This window comes from Yersinia sp. 2553 StPb PI (genome assembly GCF_052217105.1).
GTDB lineage: Bacteria > Pseudomonadota > Gammaproteobacteria > Enterobacterales > Enterobacteriaceae > Yersinia > Yersinia enterocolitica_E.
Genome location: NZ_JAZGPX010000002.1, coordinates 4,687,477 through 4,712,336, shown reverse-complemented (window position 1 = coordinate 4,712,336; position 24,860 = coordinate 4,687,477). Strand labels below are relative to the sequence as shown.

Genomic DNA, 24,860 nt, shown 5'->3' with positions numbered 1-24,860 from the left:
ACAGTACCGCTTATATAATGCTGAATTTCTTTGAGCAGTTATTGTATCTGCATGAATCAATAACGGTGCCGAAGCACCGTTATTGATGAGAGCTAATAACGATTAGAAGTTGTATTTCACCCCTAACATCACTGCAGTATCGCTGTAACCTTTGTCGCCCAATTGCTGGCCAACGTTACCCCAGACATTCAGTTGCTTGTTCAATTGCCCCTCAACACCCACTTTCAGTTCACCGATATTCTTCGCGCCAGCTTGTTTCACTTCAACCGCGTTCATATTGGTGCCAAAATCTTTGGTGTTGTGGATCCAGTTGGCTTCCACAAACGGTTGGAACTCGCGATCCTTGCCATTATCACTTTCGTGGTGGCCTTTCATATAAGAACGCAGCCCCAGACGGGTCTGGATATTACCGTCGCCTTGACCACTCACCTGAGTACCGTTTGCTTCACGGTGCTCGTCAGCTTTCACACCCATCCAGGTGATTTGGGCTTTCGGCTGGATAAAGTACGTTTCGTTTTTAGACTGATTTTCACCGATCTTAAAGGTGTAGCCGCTCTCGACCGACGCGGTGATCCCTTTCGATTTATACTCTTCCGTCGCCAGACCGTCGCCCTGCACGCTATTGTTAAACCAGCTGTACTGCGCCCAACCGTCAACATACAAGCCCGACTTGTCTTCGTCGTTGGCATACCAGGTGCTGTACACCCCGGCGGTGTATCCATCAACCGAACCACTCGACTTATAGCCCGATTTCGCGTGGGTGTCGCTCTTGCTATTACCGTAACCGGCCATTACACCCAGGTGTAAACGGTCCAGACCATCGTTGCTCCACTGGGCAATATCGCCACCCAATTGCATCACATAGCGGTTGCTTTGGGTTTTCAACTGACCACTGGTGTCACGTGAACGGTTATGTCCGCCTTCGTTACGCAGCCACATGCTGGTCACTTTCTGCTCGCCAGTCAGGGCGTCGATATACTGTGTTTCGCCCAAACGATCGTGCAGACGCGTCACAAACATAGTGTTGGCTGCGGCCAGGTTCGCGGTGTAGCTGCCGGCTTCAGGACGTTTAGTTTCCTCGCCTGGACTCGCCGGGTTTTCCGGGTCGACCGGGTTCTCTGGATCAATCGGCAAATTACTCAGGCTGGTCAAATACCAGTTACTGGCGTTTGAACCCACCCCACGTACGAGTGAGTAATCATATGCACCCGCTACGATACGGCCAGGGTTCACAAACTCACCGTCGGATTGACCATTCACCTGAATGAGCTCAATACCGTTTAAGGTTTTAGCGCCCGTACCGCCCGCATTATCTACGCTTACGTTAGTGGTGCCGCTGGTGTTACCGTTCACAATCATGCTGTCGGTGGCAGAGCTGTCGTCGCCCAGCGCGGTGTTGAAGTGCAGCAGACCGTTGTTGCCAATATAGTTGCCGTTGACCACTAATTGGTTACCGGTGGTGCCCGTACCGTCACTGGTCTTGTTACCGATAAATACCGTGCCGCTGTTGGTTAAGTCAGTGCCAACGGTAAAGATATTACTGGCCGGCGCCAGGCGAGCCAGACGGCCCATCGCCGGTACCACCGGTGCCGTTGGGTTGCCCACAAACAGCACGCCCTGGTTATCAACCGCGCCCGCTACACCACCAAAACCGCCCATAAAGGCACCGCTGGCTATATTCACCTGCTGGCTTGCCAGCGTCATGGGGTCAGCACTGCTGCCTAACATCAGGCCACCCGCATTGATATCTGTCTGGCCGGTATAGGCCGCCGTTTGAGTCAATGACAGGGTACCGTCACCGTTTTTAGTCAGACTACCACTGCCGCTAATGCTGTTTGCCAGCAACCAGTTATTATCGCTATTGAGCACCAATGAACCGTCGTTAGTGACCGCTGCCGTCCCCAGATGTTCTGCCTGAGAAGCGGTTAACTGGCTGCCGTTCGTGATAGCAAACAGGCCGCTGAACAGGCGGTTATCACCGCTCAATGTGATATCGCTGTTATCTTCCAGCACCACACTGCCGGCATCACTGATAGCATTTGCTAACTGGCCCGCAGCCCCTTTCAGTGTCAGCAGACCGGCGTTAACGATATTGCCATCGCCCAGACCCGCTGCATTGTTCAGTAACGCTTGTGCGCCACTGGCAAGGGTGGTCACCGCGCTCAGGCCAGTATTGGCACCCTTAACGCTCAGCACATTGGCGGCAATTGTCAGCGCGCCACTGCCGGTCAGTTCACCCTCAGACACACCGCCCTGGCTCAAGGTTAAGCTGCCACCATTGAGATCAACCGTTGAGCCCGCAGTACTGTTCAGTTCGCCCACGGTTTGGCTGTGACCCTTCATGTCAAAGGCGGTATCTGCTGCCAGTGATAACAGCGAGGTATTCCCCAACACATTATCATTCAGCATCTGCAAGGTGCCGCTGCGTACATCGGTAGAACCGGTGTAATCATTGTCCAGATTGGACAGTGTTACCGTATTTCCTGCACCGGTATCAATCGCCAACTCACCACTGCCCGTCACTTTGGCACTCAAATCCGCCGCAGGACCGGTTTTATTGGTGGCATACAGCGCCAGTGCATCTGCACCGCTGCCCAGCAGTTCAACTTCGGTCAGGCCGTAACCGATATACAAACCGTCGTTACCCGTACCGCTGCTCAGGCGATAATCGTAAGTGCCTTTGGCGACCGTGGTGCCATTTTGTGCAATATCGGCCGTGGTGGCATCGGTAATGACATTGCCATCCTGGTCTTTCAGCACCAGATTGCCGCCATCGCCTTGCACGGCCACATCACTCACCGCCAGTTGCAGCACGGTGTTGGCATCATCCTGCTCCATGATGGGCAGCGCAGGATTGACCGGCGTCTGGCTGTTGTCGACGCTGTCGATGTCCACCACCACCGTCCCGGTGCCCAGCAGGTTCATCTCTTTGGTGGTATGGATAGTGCTTTTCGCCACCGTCTCACCCGGGGTGCCGGTGTCAAATTTCACCGTACCGCCGTCAAAGGCCAACCCACCGATAGTTTGCACACCGTCACCGACGGTGGTGATACTGTCCGCGCCCAGTTTCAGAGTGGCATTCACTAATGCTGCCGTGTTATCCGCCGCCAGCTCAAAGGTGGCGTGACCTAATGCCAGTACCCCGTTAAAGGCGTTCTGTGCCGCATTAGCCGTAAAATCAAAGGCATTACCGGCGGTATTAACGGCCATCGTGCCGAGGCCGTTCAACTTGCTGTTAAAGCTCACGGCATTCAGGTTATTAACCTGCAACAGACTGCCGTCACCCAGATTAAAACCGGTGTTGGCATTGTCATCCTGACTGTCACCCAGCGCCAGCAGCACATTGTCCAGTGTCAGCGTTGAGTTATTGATCAGGTTGATGTATTCCATATTCTGGATAGCATCAGCATCACTCAGGGTATACAGCGAACTGTCCAGCGTCAGCGTATCGCTGCCGGTACCGCCGTTCAGTGAGCTAAACACGCCGGTATCGGCTAATGTCAGCCCTTTCAGAATGAAGGCATCATCGCCGCTGCCGGTGGTGAAGTCAGTGCCTTTACTGCCTTGCATCAGGGTCACGGTGTTGTTGCCCGCTAACAGATCCACCTTGCCAACAATTGTGCCACCCGTGGCGTTGGTAAATGCCAGACCCGTCCCAGTATTGGTTACGACAGCCTGCTGCGTGGCGCTGTTGGCTTGAATGGTACCGCTGTTGACGAAGCTGGTGACATAACCGTTATTGATGTCCACCACCGGGCTGGTGAGTGATGTTGATATCAGGTTACCGGACTGCTCGACACGGCCGGTAGTGCCTTTGACAATCAGGGCTGCACCGCCTGCGGCATCATTGACGTTTACGCTGGCACCGGTTTTCAGATCCTGACGGGAGTTGGTGACAATCCCTTTGCCCGCGGCTGAATTGACGTTAATCACCAGACCGGCCGAGTCGGACATGTCCAGCGTATTATCGGTGATGGTGTCGCCGGTGTTGGCAAACAGAATACCGGTACCGCTGCCGTTGACATTGATCGTGCCAGAGTTGGTTGCCGCCAGGGAGGCACCGGTACGAATACCTGCACCATTACCCACCGTCAGCGTGGTGTCTTTTAACTGAATACCGGTAATTTCCGCTTTGTTTTCAATCGCATTACCTGTGCCGCCCGCGGTCATGGTGATGGTTGCGCCATCCACGGTCAGTGCTGTGGCACCGGTATCAAGCAGTACGCCATGGGCAGTGCCGCCCGCTTTGGTTTCACCGTTACCGGATAAGGTCAGGCTCGCCCCCGCACCCAGCAGATAAGCGGCGGTGCCGTCGGTTGCGTTGACGGTACCGCTGTTATTCACGGTAGAGTTAGCACCCTGAATATTGACCGCAGTCCCATTGACTGTGATGAGGTTTTGGTTGGTCAGAATCCCGCCGTCTACCAGCACGCCAGTACTGCCTGCTTGTGTAAAATCAATGGAGCCATTGTGGATAAGCTCACCGCCATTACGGGCGATATAGCCATAGGCACCAGACGCGGTGTTACCGGTGGTCAATACCGCCGAACTGGTTAAGACAGATTTTCCGGTAGCACCGGTGGCAATACCATCCAGGCCGTAGTAGTTGCCATCGACGATACCGGCAGTAGCCCCATCACCGCTCAATTCCAGGCTGGCATCTGCCGTGATGGTGCCGCTGGCGCCACCCTCGACTTTTACCCCAGTAGAGCCCTCGCCAGAAAGGACCATATCTAACGCGCCGGAGTTAAATGTACTGCCAACACCGGTGACTTGAATAAGAGAAGAATCTTTACCGGTGGCATTCATGGTTGAGGCTGTGGTCCCGATAAAGCTGGCACCCTTATCAACGCGATACAGTGTAGAGCCTTCGGTTGAAACCGTTTCATCACCCGTGGCAATGTTATTGACGCTAGAGCCCGTACCGTAAATCAGGTAGCCCACCTGTTTTTTACCTGAAACAAACTCAACCTGACCGGTACCGGAGACATTAATGGTACCTTTATCTTCAGCAACCACCCCAATAGCACCATCGCCCGCCAGCTTTACCTCACCAGAGAGATTAGCCACCGCGCCCGCACCAACCGCCTGAATACCGTAGTTCGCCAGTTTAGTGGCAGCATCAAGCCCGTTATTTACATAAACGTTACCGGCGTTAGTGGCTGAACTGTTGGTCAGTACTTTGATACCGACGGTATTGATACCATTTATAACGATATCACCATTATTGAAGATATTCGTGGCGTTAGCGCTGGAAGAGATACCGATATTCTGCCCTGCATTTTGTCCGGATACAGCACCAGCACCGTTGAGCTCAATAGTGCCGTTTTGATTGACTACTGTTCTCGCTCCTTGTGCAGCAATAGCTGTAGAGTTTTCAGTTTTGCTGCCAATCACGATTTTACCGGTCGCACTATTGGTAAAGGTAGCGATATTGCTCAAGTTAACGGTATCTTGCAGTAATCTAACTGCATAAGACTGAGTCTTAATGGCCAGGTCAGTGACTACATCAGTTAACGAACGTTGTGATTGACGGCCCACATAGACGGTACCGTTATTTTCAAAGGTAGAGCCTTTCTGAACACTCACCCCCTCATTCAAATAACCTGCTGCAGGAGACAAATCGATAGTTGAAGCAATATTGATCGCGCCGTTATTGACGAAGGTCGAGTTGCCATCGATCACCGCCGCGCGAGTATAAGCGCTTGCCCCACGAGAAGCGGTATTAATCACACCATTGTTGGTAACTGACGAAACTCCATTAGCTAAAATAGCGGTATGACTGCCGTTAGCTATGTACAACGGCAATGTTGAGGTAGGTGTGGGCTTGAAGTCCAGCATCTCAGGATTAGTCCCTGCATCCAGTACCCCAGTAGTGTCAATAATAACCGTACTGTCAGTGGCAAAAATAATATTGGTACCACGAACTGTTGCAGAAGTTGACCCCAAAGTCCCGGCGTTATTCAGGGTTGCACCGTCTTCCAGCCGCACCAGTGAAATATCCGTATTGAACGCCTGAATATTGGCATCAGCACCAATATTCACAATGGCATGCTGACCATCACCATGAATAAAGGCAACACGGTCAGAATCGACAATGTGATTTACGGCATCATTAGCATCAATCCCCATATCAAGATAGATCGGGGTGACTTTTGGTGAAGTATTGGAACCGTTAGTGAAATAGGCCCGCGCCAGCTCGGCTTGATAACCTTTGCTGTCCAGCACGATCGCACCACTTTTAATACCTGCAATCAAGTCATTGTTGTATTTTTGGAAATCAGCAAAATTTTGAACATTTTGGGCCCCTAAATAGGGACTGGTGAAGGTACCGACGAAGTCATCAAGCACCGAATTGGCCACCGCGGTACTACTATCGCGAATGTTATTATTGTTATTACCCAGGTTGACTACAGTTTTGGCGTTATAATTTAAGACTGTATTCTGGGCCGATGTAGTAGAGTCAACATAGAATCCTGAAGAAGTTGTTGTCGCCGCTTCACTTTTCAGGCTGCCTTTAAGAATGGCGTTAAAATAGTTATTGCTGTCATTAACCCAACCTGCGGCCGTGCTACCGACAGCCACGGTCAGATCACTGCTATCCTGCACATGGAATAAGTTGCGATTCACATACTGGCCATTTTCACCAACCGCATAAGAAACAGGTACCACAAAATCGGCAAGCGGTTTAATTGACATCGCAGTACTGCTATACACATTAATAGTAATTAATGCGCCAGTGCCTTTCGGGTCAAGGAAAGTTTCAGTAACCATCTCACCTAAGTTGAAAATGTTTTTACTGATCAGATTCTCAGCACCATAGAGGAAGTTCCCCGGGGGAATATCACCCAGTTTACTGTTTTTAAAACCAATATCTCCCTTAGCGATATTGCTAAAACTGCCTACTAAGGTATTGCCAGTCCCTGTGAAGGTCTGTTCAAATTCTACATCAGGCGTAAATACCGGTACGCTAATATCTGCGGCAAAGACAGAACTCGCCCCTAATGTAAACATCAAGGTCATTGCAATCTGGCTCAGGCGAGAGGGGGTTGTTAAACCTAAGGTTGTATCGACAATTCCTGAGCAAAGTGACTTAGTTTTTTTTCCTGATTTAGAGATTTCAGATGCAACGTCATAGCGGCCTAAGGCACTATTCCAAATGACTTTAAATACTTTATTCATGGTGTACTCTCATTAGATTTAGGCCTGACAATTAGTCATACCTATAAATAGGTATGACTTAATATTCACAGGAAAAATTAGAATATCTCATTACTGCTTTTAAGCTATTCGATATCCTGAATCTACTTAATACATATAGATATTAATATAGGCGAAAAGGATGAATTTAGTAGGAAATTTCCCACAAGATGTATTTTTTTTTCAAATAAATTATTAATTTATTTGGAGTTTTTGTAATAACTCTGCATTAGTTCTCACCCCAATTTTTTTCATTACCGATCTCTTTTGAGCACTTACTGTTTTTTCACTCTTGTTTAGTATTTTTGCTACAGCATGTCCGGGTAAACCACACTTAAAATAAGTGATTATAATAACCTCTTGTTTTGTTAGATTTATTTTTTTATGTAATTACTTAATGTTAAATCACCAAGTGAAAAACTTAACTGATTGGTATACTTTTTCTTTCGCTTAAGGACTGACATGATTTTTTTTCTAAAATAGATAATGGATCATCAAAACAGAGAAGTGTAACCTTTCCTTTTGTTTCCATCTCAATGAAAAAACGATTAAAATCATAATCATACCTAGATGTTATGATGAATACTTTATCAAATAAAATACTATTAGCTGCACTACTCAATACATTAAATCGGTCAATGTTACTGACATCTATGAATAAAAAGTCATTTTCAGAGTAAAATTGAGGTTCTACATTAACAGCACCTTCATAGCCAGATTTTTGTAATACATGATTTAACAATTCGAATAGACCTAACTCTAAGTATTTATTATTAACGACAATAGAAAAATTCTGCATACATACACCTTACCTCCTCCCTCAGATAGCAAGGAAAGAAGCTGAATTAAAACATTCAGACCAGAGATTGGTTTTTAAAAATAGTTAAGCACTATAAAACATTGTTTAAAAAAGAGATACACCGACAACTTTTTAACTTAAAAAATTAAATCCCGAACCAATCAAAAAAAATGAATTATATAACTTTCATTTTATTCTAGAGCAGGATTTAAAACCAAAAGCAAAGCCTTTAATATTGCAATTGAACTGTTAGGCATTATGGAGTGGGAATGTTCTTAAAAATCATTGGGCACTGAAAAAGAATGGCTGCATTTGGTGATTATATTAATAAAAAATATAGTTATTATGCAAATAGAGATAAGTATATCTTATGTATAGAAATACAGAATGATTCTTATAAATCAAGTTTTTTGCATTTTATTCAGGGTATTAATACATAATACTTTAGGTGTACCGACTATGTAGAAACCATTTTATGAAACTTTATTCTGGCAGTTTCTGGAGCCTGCTTGCATCCCCTATGACCTACTCCCCGTTGATTAGTACACCCCGATGTTAGTAATGTCTTCATTTTGACCCGCTATCTCTTGAGCCAGCGATTACAACAGGAAGGTACCATTCGCGCGATGACTGCCTCCCCGAATGACTCGCGTCTCATGGAGGAGGTACTGGATACCCGCAAAGTGTGTGACAAGACGACGTGGACACTGGCGAGCAGAACGGATGGCAGTGTGCAAGTGATCTATCAGTGCTATATGCCTGTGGCCTGGTTCCAAACGATGTTCGCGCAGCAACTGGAAATTGGAAGGAACAAGGACGGCGAACGCTTGCTGACATAGTGACCAGAAATAAAGTACTGAAAGCAACTGTGCGGGAGAAGAAAAAGCGGGAACCGCTATTGCTTGCAGAAGCCAACGCATTGTTTGAGCAACTTCAGGTCCGTGGCGACCTGGACCGCTATAAATCACTGGTCAAATATGCTTCGATGGGTAATCAGAGTCTGGGAACAGTGAAGGCCTTCTTTGACAGCGAAAATGGGCAGGCGTAGCTGGATACGTATCCCAGGGCCGAGGCGGCGCTGGGCCACCACTGCCACGGAACACAGCTCTTTCGGCATTACCGGCCAATGGCAAAACATTGGCCGCCGGTTGGTTAATTCGAAGGATTTCAAACAAGTGCGGTCACATATTGTGATCTATGAGCAGGGCAGTGGCACTGCATTTAAATCCTTCCAACACGCAGACCATAGCCCTGAACGTGCGTGTCAGCTGCGCGCGGGGCAAAACCGAACTCTTCCACCTCACAATCGCTCAGCGAATGCACAGTCAAATTGGCCACAGCTCCCGCGACATCATTCAATGGGTTGCTCAGTTCAGCACCGAGATTTCTGCTATCTCCGCGAGCTTTCCACCACCACAGTTGATAACAACTCGCGTCAGGTCACGACTCATGTCAGGTACTTCAGTCTTTACCGAATGGGGTGTAATCATCTGCGATACCATCGCGTCGGCGGGCGGCGGGACGACCTTCAGTTCCATCATTACGATAGCTGGATTGAGACCAGCCCCGCCACGCTCAAGCATGACCTCATATCCACCGGTAGAAGTTTCAACCTCGCCTGACACTATAAGCCTGGGCGGCTGCGCATATACAGATGCCTTCCACTCGCCGGATGACTGGATCCGGCATCCCGCCGGTATTTCAGCCGCGACTGTCACAGCCGATGGTATATTCTGTTCAATCGCCGTGGTCGGCAAGACCGCCTGCTCGCGGGATTGTATATTTCCAACCGCAGCAGTGCTGGCACCGGAATTCTGGTTACAGGCAACCAGCATCAAGGATGCCGTCAGCGCGCTAACGCGTAATAATGCAGACTTGTCCAACATAGTCGATGTCTCCCGTGCAATCGCGAGTGATTAATTTTGCAAACATATCATGATTGAACCAAATTTATTGCAAAAAAATGGCTTTGTAATGAAAACTTAGGCTATTCATCTATTATTCAGTGATCCCCATGAAACTCGCTACAGACATGTATCCCCCAAATGGGGAGCTGCGTCCAGATGGGGAAAAATTGCTTGGCTGGGTCTGATTGTGGGTTTATATCACATTGATAACTCACCAGTCTGGGACGTGTAAAAGTCATGTCCCCCTAACCGAACCTTCAAAAAGGGATAATCTCGTGACCAAAAGCATTAGGCTCACTGTCGCAATAACACTGCTTACTGCGACACTGCCCATATTAGCTAAAATGCCAGAAAATTTTGTCTATACCAGCTCTGGCGACCTCGAAGCGGCATCAGTCATTATCGCACGTAGCGATATTGGCGGTGCGCAGATCGTTTACAATTGGCGTTCACTCGAACCTGAGAAGAACAAATACAACTTCTCGCAGATTGAGAAGGACTTGGCTCGTCTTAAGGTAGCCAATAAAAAACTTTTCATCCAGATCCAGGATCGGTTTTTCGAACAGAATGCCCGGTACGTTCCTGATTATCTGATGAATGATGCCAGATACGGTGGGGGGATATCGCCACAATTTGATAATCCTGGCGAAGGAAAGCCGAGTGGTTCGGGTTGGGTGGCACAGCAATGGGATCCTGCTGTGCGCCAACGTTATCAGGCTCTGTTGGCAGCGATTGCAGAGCGTTTCGATGGTCGAGTCTATGGTGTGAACCTACCCGAAACAGCCATTGATCTTGACGAGAAAAAGCTACCCAAGGGATTTTCCTGCGATAACTATTTTGCAGGCGAAATGGAAAATCTCACCTTTGCGCGAAAGGTGTTCACCAAATCCCATGTGGTGCAATATGTCAATTTCTGGCCGTGCGAATGGAACAACGACCACAATTACATGGGCCGGCTGTTTGAGTTCGCGAGTGCCAATAATATTGGACTTGGCGGCCCAGATATTGTTCCCAACCGCAAAGCGCAAATGAAGAACTCATATCCGTTCTTCAACAAATACAAAAGTAAGCTAGCACTCATTGCCATGGCAGTGCAGGAGCCGACCTTGACCTACAAGAACCCCAATACGGGTAAGCCATTTAGCAAGGATGAGTTTGTACAATTTGCCGACAATTATCTTGGCGCAGATATCATCTTCTGGAGCACTACATCTCCCTGGCTGACTAAGAAATAGGTATTAATCGCTAGGGACAGAAAGCCTCACTGCGAGATCATGTATAGGTTCTTTTTCCGGATAAAATCGCGCCAGCCGTCGGACAACAGCACTGATAACCCGCGTAAGTAATGGTGCAGACTGGTTCGAATGTTGGCGCATTTACACAGCGGAAATTTCTGGGGTTCCAGCTTAGGCCCCCTCCTCGGGAACTGATTGCAACATTCAGTTGGGTTCAGTATGAAAGCACCAAGGTATAAATTTAAAACCCATTTTCAGCCCTAAAAATGCCCCAAATATTTAGGGCATTGAGTTCAGTTCGTTGCGGATTTTCTTTGTTAGCTAAACGCGTTGCCCACGCATCCAGGCCACGAGCTGGTATCCGGTTCATTACCAACTGATAGGATGATGCGAACTCTTACAAATATAGTCATACAGACGTTGAGTATCTTCCAATGAACAAAGGCGAGTGCCAAGATTAAGTGTTGCCGCGCTACCTGCTGCAACACCAAAACGTACAATCTCAAACAGGTCTGCACCCTTTGCCAGTTTCAGCGTCATTGCGCCAACCATACTGTCCCCTGCCCCAACGGTACTCATCTTCTTCACCGGCGGGGGAACGATTTGTACCCAGTTATCACGATCGACTGCCAATGCTCCCTGTGGCCCAAGCGACACCACGACTCGCTCGGCAGCGCCACGGTTAACCAACTCCTTAGCAGCATGGCGTACATCATCAGGATGCTTCAACTCCCGCCCTATAAGGGCCGATAGCTCATTCTGATTAGGTTTTACCAAGGCAAGCCCCCCCAAATCTAAGCTCGCTTTTAATGCATCGCCAGAGCTATCAATGATGCACTGCAATCCCATAGCTTTAGCCTGCTGAATCAGGTGAACTAATTTTTCAATACCAGTACCTGGCGGCAAACTACCGCTAATAACCAAAATCGATCCTGAAGGGATGTTTTGCACTTGTAGTACCAGTAGATCAAACTCAGCATCACTCAATCGTGCCCCTGGCATAACAAAACGATACTGTTCACCACTGTTGTCTACGTGGACATGCATGTTCTGCCGTGTCCAATCCTGCGTTTTCAGCGTTTTCGTCTCAATACCTTCCCGATCAAGCAATTCTTTCAAGTGCTCCCCTGTAGGGCCAGCAATAGGAAAAATTGCATGAGCTTGACCACCAAGATAAACAACAGCACGAGCGACATTAATACCGCCACCACCCGGCTCAAAAATAGGTGCTGTGCAACGTAGTTTTCCTTCAGGGTAGATTTTGGGCGTCGTTGTTGCGCTGTCTAGCGAAGGGGATAATGTTAAAGTGAAAATCTGAGTCATGATAATACAACCTTCCTTTTTGGTTTTTATTTCGCAGATTCGGCAAATAAAAATAGAAATTGTGTATTGATGACAGACTTAGAACAGCCACATTAGCGACCCAAAAGCCCGATAAATAACTGACTGTAACCTCAGTAAATACAATGACTACTCTAAGTAAAGCACATAATTCAGTACGTCGTAGTATTAAGATTCAATTGAATAATAGGCTTTATTTATCATTTTATCTGACCATAACGGGGGCTATCGCTGATAAACGATGAAATTAATCGCGATGTTAACATCAGTGAAATTGAGATAATGTTATACGCTATTGAGAATAACAAACGCTCTCATCGAGATTCGTCATCGTTGTTATTTACGCGACAGGATCAATCACAACACCATGGCGAAAATATTAATAAATTGAATCGCTCCTTTCATCGTTAAATCTCCTCTTCACATACTTTACTCGATGAATTATTGCACCCAACAACAGAACGTTAGCTTTTCTTTTCAAAAAACAGTGTCACTTTGGCGACTTCAACACCAAATTTGCGCAGTGATGTCTGGTTGAACAAATGGATATCATCCTGGCGATATAGCCAGTCATCAAAGTGTAGTTTTATGCTGCCGTTCTCTGTTTTCACGTCCATATCATAACGCCAGTTGAAAGCATTACCTGCGGTATAACCATGGGCTACGCCAATGATATCCCCTGCCGTCCCCTGATAGCTGCCATCAGCGTTTCTGATGATGCGCCAGATTCGGGTCTGGCGCTCGCCATCAGCAAAAACAAACTTCTCATTGAGCGTCAGGGTATTGCCGACAACATCGCCCTGGATAACCACCTCAAAACGGCGAGTCTGTTTATTCTGATAATTCTGCAACATTCCCCAGGCGCGGGTTTCACCGCTGAAGTAGCCGAACAAATCGAAAGTAGGTTTATTGTTTTGATAGTCATTGATATCTGCACTGCATCCAGCCAGTACAAACAGGAAAGCCAGTAACAGGCTTTTGATATTCATCAGATACCTCCAGTCAATTGTTGCCGCAAGTCAGGATATTGTGTCGTCGGTGACAACCAGATAGCGAGAAATGCATCTCGGAAAGCACGGTCGAAACGATCACCAATCGGCTTAATATATGGATTAGATGGCGCGCGATAATAAAATTGTCCGCCAGTATTATCACCCACGAAAGTGAGTTGGCTGCCAGAGGTTACTGCCGGCCATATCGTCGCTATCTGCTTGAGCCAACGCTGCTGCTGTGCTGCAGACACGCTGATTTTCATGGCTTGCCATTGTTCTTGTGTAGCGTTCACCAGCTCTTCTTGGGTAATAGAACGCTGATAGTTAATACTCAGTGCCTGCGGCCATCCCCCCTCCTCATAGCGTCCGCTCGGTGTACGCAATACTGAAAAATAAATATCAAAGGGCCCCCAACGTAGCGTGGCACTGCCTACCGTCGGCCACGTGCTCCAATCGCTGGCCTGTGCCACCTGAGTACTCAGACAAAGAAGAAAAGTTAACAGCATCTTCATTCAATTCTCCTGCGTAGTATTGGCCAACTGACAACTGGCAGATAAATAGCCCACCCTAAAGATAGGGTGAGGATCATCATTTCAGGTGCGATTTGTGGGGTCATCGCATTCAATTTCCAGCCGATGACATAGGCTAGTGGGCCGGTAAGCGCACCTAACAACACAACTGTTTTCACCGTCGGGATAATCCGTCTCAGTAGCCAATAAAACCAGCTAGTGAAAGTAAGCCACAATGCGCACATCCATATGGGAACACCGCCCCCGCCAGCAAATTTAAAGATATCGAGATAGCACCAAAACGCATCCATGGTAATACCCAGTAGCGCCGCTAACAGGACCCATATACGCTGTTGCCGCGGGGTAAATATCAGTGCCAGCGCAGCGCCCAGAAGTAGAAAAAGCATTACTTGTTCACGCCAAATAATGGCCAGCGTCCAATAGGCATCAAAACCGAGCGTAGTTAGCCAAAATCCGGTGCCCAATCTCATCGACGCTCAGCACTCAGTTGTACGGTGCTGATGGATCGCGCCAGAAAACCAGCTTCGCAATAGCACAGGTAAAATCGCCACTGGCGCTGAAAACGTTCGTCAAATCCCTGATTCTGTAATAAAGGCCAATTCTGCTCAAAACGCTCACGCCATTGTTGCAGCGTGCGGGCATAGTCACGGCCAATATCGAATAGGTCACACATCACCAGATCGCTATGGCGTGTGAGGGTATCGCACAGCGCGGTTATCGATGGCAAGAAGCCTCCGGGGAAGACGTAACGCTGGATAAAATCCACATTGCTGCTGTATTGCTGATAACGCTGGTCAGTAATGGTGATCACCTGTAACACCATTTTGCCTTTAGGTTTCAGTAACTGCTGGCAACATTTGATAAATAGAGGCAGAAAACGTTTGCCTACGGCTTCGATCATTTCGACCGAGACCAGTTTGTCATATTGCCCCGTCAGCTCACGGTAATCCTCAAACAACAGAGTAACGCGATCCTCTAATCCAGCTTGCTTAATACGCTGTTGGGCATAAACGTACTGTTCCTGCGAGATAGTCGTGGTGGTGACGCGGCAGCCATACTCACGCGCGGCAAATTCCGCCAGCGCTCCCCACCCAGTACCGATCTCCAACAGATGATCTTGTGGTTGCAGATCTAACTGTTGGCACAAGCGACGCATTTTAGCCTGTTGCGCCTGTTCCAATGTCATCTCCGTTTCACTGTACAACGCGCTGGAATAAAGCATTTCACTGTCGAGAAACTGCTGATAGAAGCGGTTACCCAGATCGTAATGTGCGGCAATATTGCGCCGTGCCTGCCGCCGACTATTATCACGTAGCAGGTGCACCAGCCGATGCCAAGGGGCGGTCAGCCAACTTAAACGGGCCTCCATCTTATCGACCAACTGCATGTTACTGGCCAGCAACTGAAGCAGGCGAGTTAGATCAGGACTGCTCCAATAACCGTCAATGTAGCTTTCTCCACCAGCAATGCTGCCACCCAACAGTATTCGGCGGTAAACTCGGGGATCATAAACCTCGATTTCAGCCTGTAGCGGGGCTTGGGTATCACCAAACTGGATTTCACCGACACCTGCTTCACGCAGCAATAATCCGCCCCCTTGCAACTGCTGTAGCAAGGTAAAAATAATGCGACGAGCACCTTTATTGTGACCCGAAAAAGGGGTGCTATCGGCGAGGGTGTATTCTGAGGAACTCATCGTTCATCCTTGCCGCCGGCGGCGGGGTGAGGGTAAATAGGGGTGCGTTTCAGCCATAACTTCAGTGCTTGCCAGTAAATGGCGGTGGCAGTTTTCAGTGTCATTAGAGGCAGAAGCCATAACTGTCGGCGCAACGTTGCCCGCGTTAGAGGGTGTCGATAAAGCAGTAATGTCGCGTCAAATTCGCGGCTGACACGGTGATTTTCGATATGAATGCGCAGTCGCTGTGCGGGGGCAGAGAGCCGCCAGTGGTAGGTCATGTCCATCGGGTTAAACGGTGATACATGAAAAACTTTATCTATGGTTGAGGTACCTTCTGGATTTACGGCATAGGTATGGCGTTCATTCCACGGGGTATTACGAACTTCGGCCAACAACCAACACAGTTTGTCATCATCGTTATACAAATAGTAAAAGTTGACGGGATTGAAGTAACATCCCAGATAGCGCAACTGGCACAACAGCATAACGCGGCCATTCAACTTTTCGCCGGTCAATTGTGCAATACGTTGCTGCGCTTTGTGTTTAATATCGCCACCACCCAGATAATCGCCACGATAAAACGACGCTGGGGCAAAGCGTTCCAACGCAATACCCAGCGCGGGCAATTGTGTCAGTTCATCAAGATCAATCAACGGCATGAAGATTTGGTAATCAAAGCTGTGTTGGACCGGGCTGAAGCGACGATGGCGCACATGTCCTACATAAAGGGCGCTATTCATGCGGCGTTCTCCTGCAACAAAACCTGCGTGACGTCCAGCGCACTGCGTACCCCATCCTCGTGGAATCCGTTATACCAGTAAGCGCCGCAGAACCAGGTATTGTGCTGCCCGTTTATCAGCGAACGCTGCTGTTGTGCCAGTACAGTAGTCTGATTGAATACCGGGTGGTGATAACTAAACTGGCGCAGAATTAGCGCCGGTTCAATCGGTTGCTGTGGGTTGAGTGTGATACAAAAGGTCTGTGGCGCATCCAAGCCTTGCAGAATATTCATGTTGTAAGTCACGCTGGCGAGTTGATTCTCTGCATGCTCGTCGCTGGCTGGTAAGCGATAATTCCAACTGGCCCAGGCACGGCGTTGGCGTGGCAGCAGACGAATATCGGTATGCAGGATGACTTCATTCGCTTGATAGCCCAACTGAGCTAAAACACGTTGCTCCTGCGGGCTGGCATCGGCCAGAAGACGCAGTGCCTGATCGGCATGGCAGGCAAAAATCACCTGATCAAAATGTTGTTGCCCCAAGGCGCTATGAAGTATCACCCCTTGTGGTTGGCGTTCAACCCGCAGGACTGGCATATTCAGGTGCAATGTCAGGTTGTCTGCCATTATGGCCAACATGCGGCGCACATATTCACGCGAGCCGCCTGGCACTACAAACCATTGTGGGCGGTTGGTGATGTCTAACAGACCGTGGTGATCGAAAAAGCGCAAAAACAGTGCTAATGGAAACTGGCGCATATCAGTCATTGAAGAAGACCAAATAGCGGCCCCCATCGGTAACAAATAATGCTGGGCAAAATAGGGGGAAAAACCTTCCTGTTGCAGAAAATCGTCCACCGTTTGAGCCGCAATACCACCATTCGCCAGGTTTTTCTTACATTGGCGATTGAAACGCATAATCTCTGCCAGTAGGCGATAAAAGCGTGGATTCAGCAGGTTACGGCGTTGGGCAAATAGAGTATTGAGCGTATGGCCGTTGTACTCCAGTCCACTGCGAGGATGCGTAACCGAGAAGCTCATCTCCGTGGCTTGCCCACTGATGCCCAATTCAGCCAACAGAGCAATAAATTGCGGATAGGTCCGCTCGTTATAGACGATAAATCCGGTATCGATAGCGTAGCTGCGCCCTTCCAGCGTGACGTCCACGGTCGCGGTATGCCCACCGGGATAATCATTGGCTTCAAACAGTGTAACCTGATGTTTTTTAGCTAACTTCCATGCACAGGTTAAACCGGAAATCCCGCTGCCGATAATGGCAATTCTCATTGGATTACCTCACCAAACGCTTGGCAAGCCAGCGTTGTAGAGCTTGTGGAAGTAGAGCTGTTAGTCGTAACAGCGCGGCGAACAGTGGGGGAAAAGCAATTTCAGCGGCCCCTTTTGCCAGACCACGGCGAATATAGTGCGAAGCCTGCTTAGGGGTGATTATCATCGGCATGGCAAAATCGTTGCGGTCAGTCAGCGGTGTGGCAACAAAACCGGGTAATATCAGCGAAACATTAATACCGGATTTTGCCAAATCCACGGCCAGGCTGCGGGCAAAATAGGCAAGTGCAGCTTTTGAGGCACCATAAGCTTCTGCGCGCGACATGGGGATGATGCTGGCTGTTGACCCCACCAATGCGATCCTGCTCCCGGACGACAGTTGTGGTAACAGGGCATCTAAGCAATTGATCGGACCAAGAAAATTAGTATTAAGCACCCGTGCAACCCGTTCAGCCTCGACGACACCGTTATCAAGGTATTCACAGGTTCCAGCACACAAAATAACCAGATCGGCCGGACATTGCGCCAACGCGCTACGCGTAGCAGACAAATCGGTTATGTCGAAATGATGCGCCGTAATTGCCGAATTATGCGCGCCAAGTGCCATCAACCGGGCTTCATCACGTCCACAGGCGGTCACCTGCCAGCCCTCGGCGGCATAATCGAGCGCCAATTGCTGCCCAATACCGGAACTGGCTCCGGTGATCACCACGTGTTTCATGCTTGTAGCCTCTTCTTCAATTTGACAACAATCCCGCCGAGCAGCGGTATATGTTCATACAGCATGGCACCCAGATCGTAGTAATCACGCTGATAGATAACCCGCTGTTCAGCAAAGCGTAACTGGCTGATACCCTCTAAACTGAGCAAGCTGCCACGGCGCAGACGGGGATGGGCATAAGTCATATGCCAGCACACAGAGGCTTGTTGGTCATGGTGCTGAATGTCAGTGAGGGTAAAGCTACAAGTGCTTAAGTTACTGAGCAGCAATTGAAAATAAACTTCAAGTGAACTCAATCCCTGATGTTCTCCGACGGGATCGATAAAGTGGATATCGCGATGATAAACATCAGATAGCTCGACCAGACGTGCTGTATCCAACGTGGTATAGAATTGTGAAAAACGTGCCAGCAGTGCTTCAGCGTTACTCATGGTAGTGCTCCGAAGCAAGGATTAGCAGAGCATGGTTATCGATAAGCGTAATATTCAAGCCTGCATCGCACCAAGCTGCTAATTGCCGCCGCTTGGCAGTATTGAGTACGCCATCGGTGCAGAGAAAGTAGCGTTCGGCCTTAAACATAGCCAATTGCGGAGCTTCCAGCGATCCCGGCAAAATATCGATATGCATATTGTTTTTCGCCAGAACGATGGCGGCCATCCACAACTCGGTAGGATCGATGTTTCCCCATCCCAGTAGTAATACATTCTCGCCTGGCTTCTTGCGTGCACCCAGCATACAAAAAGTCGCGTATTCAATGATCACGCCATCCAGCAGACGACTCAGCATGTGCAGCAATTGATGTTCATTCTTAAGCTGTGAACGTAATGGTCTTAGCACATATTCAATCAGGGCCTGAGGTGGATATTCGCGCCCTAATTCAAAGATACGACTACGGAGTTTATGCGGTGCGGGAGCCTGAATCAGCGCCAGTAACTGTTGTTGCAGTGTTACCCAGTTAGTGCTGTCGCCAGGTGCTGTGCCACCGTCGAGTAAAGGTTTGATCTGGCTAACTGGGACGCCGCGTTCTATCCAGCGCACAATAGTGCGGATACGGACAATATCGTCGTCATTGAACTGCCGATGGCCACCTTCAGTACGTTGTGGTTTTAACAAGCCATAACGCCGTTGCCAGGCACGCAGTGTTACTGGATTAATACCACAAAGTTGCGCCACCTCACTGATACTGTATGTCGCCATGCCATTTACCTTGCCGAAAACACCTATAGATTAACCATAGCGGGTTAATACAAACTTGTACAAGAAAATAATAATTGTACAAGTTTGAGCAAGAAACGAAGAAAGGGATTACGGTGGTGAAATTAGGCTGATGCAGCTTTCTACATGTTAAGCCAATTCGCAGCAGAGAAAGATGTATCTGTTACCCAATAGCTCTTTTAACTAGCTGAAATGAAACGTTCTATTATCAGGATTACTTGTCAGATCCGCCCTATTCTGATTTCAGCTTGTGACTGAACCAAATAGCATGCCAACCCCCGATGATACCCCCATCGCAAGCGCACTCCAGAAGGTAATTCGAATAATACCTGGCCATATTGGCGCTCCGCCTGCTTTCGCGGCAATCCCCCCCAGAATAGCCAGAGAAGCCAATGCTGACAGGCTAATGGCTGGAATTGCCCAGTCAGCCGTGACAATAAACGCCACCAACAAGGGCAGTATTGCGCCCGCTGAGAAGCTCATCGCAGAAGCCCAGGCCGCTTGTAATGGGCGAGCGGTAGTGATTTCAGATATCCCCAATTCATCACGGGCGTGAGCACCTAACGCATCATGGCTCATCAGTTTTTCAGCCACTTGCTTGGCCAGTGCTACATCAAGGCCGCGATGAACATAAATCGAGGTTAACTCACGATATTCACCTTGAAAATCGGCGTTCAGTTCTGCTTGCTCTTCCGCCAATGCGGCCTTTTCTGTATCTGACTGAGAAGATACCGAGACATATTCCCCTGTTGCCATCGACATCGCACCCGCAACCAGACCTGCAATGCCGGTCAAAAGAATACTTTGATGTGTGGCATTGGCTGACGCGACACCCAATAACAAACTTGCGGTAGAGACAATCCCATCATTAGCACCAAGAACTGCGGCCCGCAGCCAGCCTATCTTTTCTATACTATGCCGTTCTCTGTGCATCGTGGCGCTACCTTTTAGAGTGAAACTTCAGAGTTTATCAAGTCGCTGTTGAATGTCCTGATGACGGCCTTTATCTGCCAATTCTCGGCCTGAACGTGCTGGGGCCGCCAGTGCTTTTTGTAAATAGCCTTTTGCATCCGCTTTGCGCCCTTGCTCCAACAGGAAATCACCATAGAAATAGTTGGGATCTATGCCGGTTGGATTCACCTGTAACGCTTTTTTTAACAACAGTTCGGCTTGTTTTTTATCGCCAAAACCAATAGGCCAACCAGGAACCTGATAATAGAGGGTTCCGAGGCTGGTATAAGCAGAGCCATCCAACGCATTAGCATCGAGTTTTATTGCCAGCTCCAGCTTAACTTTCGCGTCCTTAACCAAATCCAACGCTCCCAGCCCCCCCTTCTCTCCTGCCCAACTGCTTTTAACGATAGCAGACCAAATTAATAGATCAGCACGTGATCCGTTGGCTGAACTGGCCTTATCTGCAATCGTACTGAGTTTTTCCAAACAGGACTCTTTCTGTTTTGCCACCACCTGATATTGGCAAACAGCCCATTGATTTTGGATATCGACCAACTCACTTTGGGCATAAACAGCGGTACTGCCAAAAACGGTAAGTAATAATACTAACGTCTTCATGGTGAATCCTTCTTATCACTGGAAGCCTGAGCATAGCGGGCAATAATAGCGTGTTGCTTCGCGAGAGCTTTATCAACAATGCTGGGGAAAATTGCATTTAATTTGACAAAGAACCGCTCAGGCCAGCCAAGCCAGCGCCGTGTTACTTCTTGATTCAGCGCAATAACTACCTGTTTAGCCACAAACTCGGCACTGTCACTTTTTGTCCCCAATTCTGCATTCATGGCATAAACAGCCGTTGAATTAAGTGTGGTTTGTGTGGCTCGGGGTGCAAAATAGAGAACATTGATGGCCGAACCGCTTAATTCCCGGGCCAGTGCCTCACTAAAGCCACGAAGGGCGAATTTACTGGCGCAATACACGCTATATCCGGCATAACCAATACTGCCAAAGCTGGAACCAATATTCATAATAATGCCGGGATTACTGATATAGGGTAGTAAAGCTCGAGTCAGTAATATCGGCGCCTGAATATTCAGTGATAACTGCTGTACTATCTGTTGCTCACTTTGATCCTCAAGCCACGCAAAGTGATTGGTGCCAGCATTATTGATTAAAATATCAATGCTGGGTTGATCCCTAAGCACTTCAACCTGTTTTGCCAATGCCGCCGAGTCACAAAGGTCGGCTACCCATACTTGATGATCCTCGGGATTAGGTAATGCATTCAAAAGCTGTGTAAGGGCAATTTCATTGCGCCCGTGCAATATCAAACACGCGCCCTGTTTCGCCAATGCATGGGCCAGTGCCCGGCCAATACCGCCACTGGCCCCGGTCAGTAGAACTCGGCTATTATTGAGTTTCATTGCGGTTGATCCATCAGGCCACGCAGCATGTCCCCATAAAGCTGGTAAACCACCTTGGCAGAATGAATAATCGCCGCACGATCTTCGACTTTTTCAACCTGGTTCATTAATGATTCAAAAAAAGTCAGATGTTCTTTATCCAGTTCACCGTGTGAACTGAGGTAGCTCGTGGCTTTTTCCGGTAACCCCAGCCCTTGTTTGAGCTGTTGGGCAACCGTTGTTGCGATAGCAACACTGGTCCCTTCCAGGACGTGCACCATACCAAAAATACCCATCGGGTTAAGGCGGGAGGCATGATCGTAGAGAAACGCTATCATTAACTCTATCGCCAATACTGGCTGACCATGACGAACGGCCTGCGCATCACCGCCACAAGTGCGAATATCATTTAATATCCATTCCTGGTGCCCATATTCTTCATCAATATATTCGGCGATAGCCCCACGAACCCACTCATACTCTGAGCTCATCCGGCCACCCGCCGTCATCAGTAAAGGGACGGTATGGCTAACGTGATAGAAAGCCTGGGTCAAAAAGGCGATATACATTTCGGCGTTAATATTCCCACTACGACAAGCCTCTATAACCGGAGCAGAAAGGAGTTTCTCTCTATCCGCCGCAGTATCATGCTGTAATTGTTGATAGAAATTCATACCCTACCCCCTGCAATTAATTGATCGATACGGAGGTGATACTCGGACAGAATTTGCTGCCTTTTCGGACGCCCGTTATTGGTTAATAACCCGTTTTCTACACTTAGCTGGGCCAGAAGATAATGGTGAACCTGTGCGTAATCAGGCAGCCGTCTATTAAGTTGAGCTATTTGATCTGCAAGACTATTTTCATAACCGGGTGTCGGTTGGATCAAGGCGACATTGGCGGTTAACCCATCACCAAAGATGACAATACGAGATATCGCCGGAAAAACTTGGGCTTCGGCTTCAACCCATTCTGGGGAAAAATTCCGACCAAATGCTGTAATCTGAACATTCTTTTTACGGCCAGTAATATGCAGAAAACCTTGGTTATCAAAATGCCCAAGATCACCAGTCGTCACAGCTTGTGCCGGTGCCGACTCGCCCAAATAGCCAAGCATTGTTGAACCAGAAATCAGAATTTCCCCATCTTGCGCGATGCTTATCTGACAATGCGCTAATGGTTTACCCACTGAGCCGGGCAACATATCCCCCTGCGTATTTAGGGCAACCACCGAACCACATTCTGATAACCCATATCCTTCATAAACCGGCAATCCTAATTGATGTGATTTAGCCACTAAATCCGTGGCAACCTTGCCCCCGCCAACAGCAACAAAACGTAAACTCTGTGTCAGATCTGGATTTATGGCACATAACATCACCAACAAGCGTAATAGCTCGGGTACCAGTACCAAGCTGTGCGGGCGCCACTGTTGAATTGCTTGGGCAAGGATCTGATAGGAGAATTGGCTGGAGCCGGTAAAACCCACTTCAGCAAGCGGCGGTATACGGCTACATGCCCCGCTTAACAGCGGAACATACAGTCCGGTAATGTTTTCAAGTAATGTTGAAAGGGGCAGCAATGTCAGATGCTGTTCAACATTGGCAGGAGCCACTCTGTCGATAAGCGATAGACTGACTTGCATCTGATGATCCCAACTCAGGCATACCCCTTTGGGATGGCTCGTGGTCCCCGATGTATAAGTGATTTTTGCGGTATGCGGTGGTAACTCGGGCACCGCTATCGGTTGGCGGCGTTGCAGAGCGTATTCAAATGATGTGGTAGTTATCCAATCCGCGCGTGCAGGGCCAATCAAAGCATCCGCACCGCTACTATCCAGTAGCCAATTCTGCTGTTCATTACTGAAAAAAACCGGCACCGGTATCATAACAATATTGGCTAATGCGCAAGCCAAATCGATAATGGCCCAGTCAATGCCGTTATCCAGCAAGAGTGCCAGTCGCGCTATTTTCTGGTGGCGGAACCTCTCTGCCAATGCCGCTATTTTGGGCAGTAATTCACCGTAGTTAATCACCTGATAACTATCGCACAATGCAGGGCGCAGAGGGTCTTGCGCCGCCATTTTCGCCAACTGTTCAAAAAGGATCATCGTTGTGTCCTCCTTTGAAAAGTAAAAATGCTGGGCATTGGCGCAAACAAGGAAAGTAATAAGCTGGTTTTACTCAGCACTTGGCGGCCCTGATTTAAGTCCCCCACCATCACACAGGGTTGGCTCTGGTAGTATTCCCCCCATGCAAAAGCCTCTTCACCGAGACGATTTGCCAGCGCAGGGGCCAGTTCCAGTGGTTTTAAATTCAATCGGTGAAAAATATTGCGTAATTTTCGGGTACCGGTAAACACCACGTAATCAAGCTGGTTCTCACATAACAACCGGCAAATAGCCGCAAACATAATTCGTGCATTTCCCGATTCCGAACAAGCAAAATTACCTATTTCAACCAAACGATTACGTAAAACTGAATGCCCTGTTTGCGTTGCAATGACCACCTCAATAGGTGCGTCCAAATAGTGCTCAAGATAAAGTGCCCCGAAATCACCACGATTCAAGCCACAGGCACCAATAAGGACACCATCGGCACGATACAGTCCTAATAAATGAGGTAAAAAATGTGGGATAGTGGCATTGAACTCACGGCTATACTCCCGCTGAATATATTGTTGCAGTTCGTTTTCTTCTTGCTCATTCTGAGCAAATAACAACTGGTAAGGTGCCTGAATATTCATGCTCATAATCGCTCCTTTTACTGATAATAAGGAGTGTAATGATGGATACTTAAGAAAAACTTAAATTGATAACAATATTGGGTTTAGCCGTTAAATGCCTTTATATCCCCAACCCGCACACGTGGGTTTTTCTCC

At 48.3% G+C, this 24,860-nt stretch carries 22 protein-coding genes; 3 read left to right on the top strand and 19 right to left on the bottom strand.

Annotated elements, in window-relative coordinates; translation table 11 throughout:
* Positions 1–102: 102 nt before the first annotated feature.
* The 3 genes from V2A84_RS22750 to V2A84_RS22740 all read right to left on the bottom strand — a co-directional run bounded on the left by V2A84_RS22750 (position 103) and on the right by V2A84_RS22740 (position 7,999).
* Positions 103–7,182: an autotransporter outer membrane beta-barrel domain-containing protein gene (locus V2A84_RS22750; RefSeq protein WP_442849078.1), complete on the bottom strand. Its 7,080-nt coding sequence runs from the start codon at positions 7,180–7,182 to the stop codon at positions 103–105.
* A 213-nt stretch (positions 7,183–7,395) separates the two neighbouring features.
* Positions 7,396–7,578 carry a helix-turn-helix transcriptional regulator gene (locus V2A84_RS22745; RefSeq protein WP_442849147.1) on the bottom strand — a complete coding sequence of 61 codons (183 nt, stop codon included), beginning with the start codon at positions 7,576–7,578 and terminating at the stop codon, positions 7,396–7,398.
* Positions 7,579–7,621: 43 nt separating this feature from the next.
* On the bottom strand, positions 7,622–7,999 hold the full coding sequence (locus V2A84_RS22740; protein WP_442849077.1) for a hypothetical protein: 378 nt from the start codon (positions 7,997–7,999) through the stop codon (positions 7,622–7,624).
* 838 nt (positions 8,000–8,837) lie between these two features.
* On the opposite strand from V2A84_RS22740, the gene V2A84_RS22735 reads away from it, so the two are divergent.
* From V2A84_RS22735 to V2A84_RS22725, 3 genes are all read left to right on the top strand, one after another.
* Entirely contained in the window at positions 8,838–9,047 is a 210-nt protein-coding gene (locus V2A84_RS22735; protein ID WP_083162638.1) for a hypothetical protein, read from the top strand.
* Between the two features lie 401 nt (positions 9,048–9,448).
* On the top strand, positions 9,449–9,919 hold the full coding sequence (locus V2A84_RS22730; RefSeq protein WP_127891218.1) for a hypothetical protein: 471 nt from the start codon (positions 9,449–9,451) through the stop codon (positions 9,917–9,919).
* A gap of 331 nt (positions 9,920–10,250) precedes the next feature.
* On the top strand, positions 10,251–11,141 hold the full coding sequence (locus tag V2A84_RS22725; protein ID WP_420073212.1) for a hypothetical protein: 891 nt from the start codon (positions 10,251–10,253) through the stop codon (positions 11,139–11,141).
* A gap of 369 nt (positions 11,142–11,510) precedes the next feature.
* Here the strand turns inward: V2A84_RS22725 and pfkB are convergent, their stop codons facing one another.
* The 16 genes from pfkB to V2A84_RS22645 form a co-directional block, all read right to left on the bottom strand.
* Positions 11,511–12,464, bottom strand: a complete 954-nt coding sequence (gene pfkB, locus V2A84_RS22720; RefSeq protein ID WP_083162632.1) for a 6-phosphofructokinase II — start codon at positions 12,462–12,464, stop codon at positions 11,511–11,513.
* A 482-nt stretch (positions 12,465–12,946) separates the two neighbouring features.
* Positions 12,947–13,471, bottom strand: coding sequence for a DUF3833 domain-containing protein (locus V2A84_RS22715; RefSeq protein WP_083162630.1), 525 nt, complete (start codon positions 13,469–13,471; stop codon positions 12,947–12,949).
* Complete coding sequence (locus V2A84_RS22710) at positions 13,471–13,986, bottom strand: hypothetical protein (RefSeq protein ID WP_193784779.1); 516 nt, start codon at positions 13,984–13,986, stop codon at positions 13,471–13,473. Before V2A84_RS22710 ends, V2A84_RS22715 begins: the two co-directional genes overlap by 1 nt.
* Positions 13,983–14,474, bottom strand: a complete 492-nt coding sequence (locus tag V2A84_RS22705) for a DUF2878 domain-containing protein (protein WP_083162628.1) — start codon at positions 14,472–14,474, stop codon at positions 13,983–13,985. Before V2A84_RS22705 ends, V2A84_RS22710 begins: the two co-directional genes overlap by 4 nt.
* Entirely contained in the window at positions 14,471–15,700 is a 1,230-nt protein-coding gene (locus V2A84_RS22700) for a class I SAM-dependent methyltransferase (protein WP_083162626.1), read from the bottom strand. The genes V2A84_RS22705 and V2A84_RS22700 overlap by 4 nt, the downstream gene beginning before the upstream one ends.
* Positions 15,697–16,422 (bottom strand): DUF1365 domain-containing protein, encoded by a 726-nt coding sequence (locus V2A84_RS22695; protein ID WP_083162624.1) that lies wholly within the window; start codon positions 16,420–16,422, stop codon positions 15,697–15,699. Before V2A84_RS22695 ends, V2A84_RS22700 begins: the two co-directional genes overlap by 4 nt.
* A complete protein-coding gene (locus V2A84_RS22690) occupies positions 16,419–17,687 on the bottom strand; it encodes an NAD(P)/FAD-dependent oxidoreductase (RefSeq protein ID WP_083162622.1) in 1,269 nt (422 codons plus the stop codon). Before V2A84_RS22690 ends, V2A84_RS22695 begins: the two co-directional genes overlap by 4 nt.
* A 4-nt stretch (positions 17,688–17,691) precedes the next feature.
* Positions 17,692–18,408, bottom strand: coding sequence for an SDR family NAD(P)-dependent oxidoreductase (locus tag V2A84_RS22685; RefSeq protein ID WP_083162620.1), 717 nt, complete (start codon positions 18,406–18,408; stop codon positions 17,692–17,694).
* Positions 18,405–18,839 (bottom strand): nuclear transport factor 2 family protein, encoded by a 435-nt coding sequence (locus V2A84_RS22680; RefSeq protein WP_083162619.1) that lies wholly within the window; start codon positions 18,837–18,839, stop codon positions 18,405–18,407. The genes V2A84_RS22685 and V2A84_RS22680 overlap by 4 nt, the downstream gene beginning before the upstream one ends.
* Positions 18,832–19,605 (bottom strand): MerR family transcriptional regulator, encoded by a 774-nt coding sequence (locus V2A84_RS22675; RefSeq protein WP_083162617.1) that lies wholly within the window; start codon positions 19,603–19,605, stop codon positions 18,832–18,834. Before V2A84_RS22675 ends, V2A84_RS22680 begins: the two co-directional genes overlap by 8 nt.
* Positions 19,606–19,866: 261 nt before the next feature.
* Entirely contained in the window at positions 19,867–20,556 is a 690-nt protein-coding gene (locus tag V2A84_RS22670) for a VIT1/CCC1 transporter family protein (protein ID WP_083162615.1), read from the bottom strand.
* A 27-nt stretch (positions 20,557–20,583) separates the two neighbouring features.
* Positions 20,584–21,195 carry a tetratricopeptide repeat protein gene (locus V2A84_RS22665; RefSeq protein ID WP_083162613.1) on the bottom strand — a complete coding sequence of 204 codons (612 nt, stop codon included), beginning with the start codon at positions 21,193–21,195 and terminating at the stop codon, positions 20,584–20,586.
* The gene (locus tag V2A84_RS22660; protein ID WP_083162611.1) at positions 21,192–22,001 is read right to left on the bottom strand and encodes an SDR family oxidoreductase; all 810 of its coding nucleotides are present in this window, start codon (positions 21,999–22,001) and stop codon (positions 21,192–21,194) included. The genes V2A84_RS22665 and V2A84_RS22660 overlap by 4 nt, the downstream gene beginning before the upstream one ends.
* Positions 21,998–22,654 (bottom strand): TenA family transcriptional regulator, encoded by a 657-nt coding sequence (locus V2A84_RS22655; protein WP_083162609.1) that lies wholly within the window; start codon positions 22,652–22,654, stop codon positions 21,998–22,000. The genes V2A84_RS22660 and V2A84_RS22655 overlap by 4 nt, the downstream gene beginning before the upstream one ends.
* Entirely contained in the window at positions 22,651–24,090 is a 1,440-nt protein-coding gene (locus tag V2A84_RS22650) for an AMP-dependent synthetase/ligase (RefSeq protein ID WP_083162607.1), read from the bottom strand. The genes V2A84_RS22655 and V2A84_RS22650 overlap by 4 nt, the downstream gene beginning before the upstream one ends.
* Positions 24,087–24,731 (bottom strand): thermostable hemolysin, encoded by a 645-nt coding sequence (locus tag V2A84_RS22645; RefSeq protein WP_083162605.1) that lies wholly within the window; start codon positions 24,729–24,731, stop codon positions 24,087–24,089. The genes V2A84_RS22650 and V2A84_RS22645 overlap by 4 nt, the downstream gene beginning before the upstream one ends.
* Positions 24,732–24,860 lie beyond the last annotated feature (129 nt).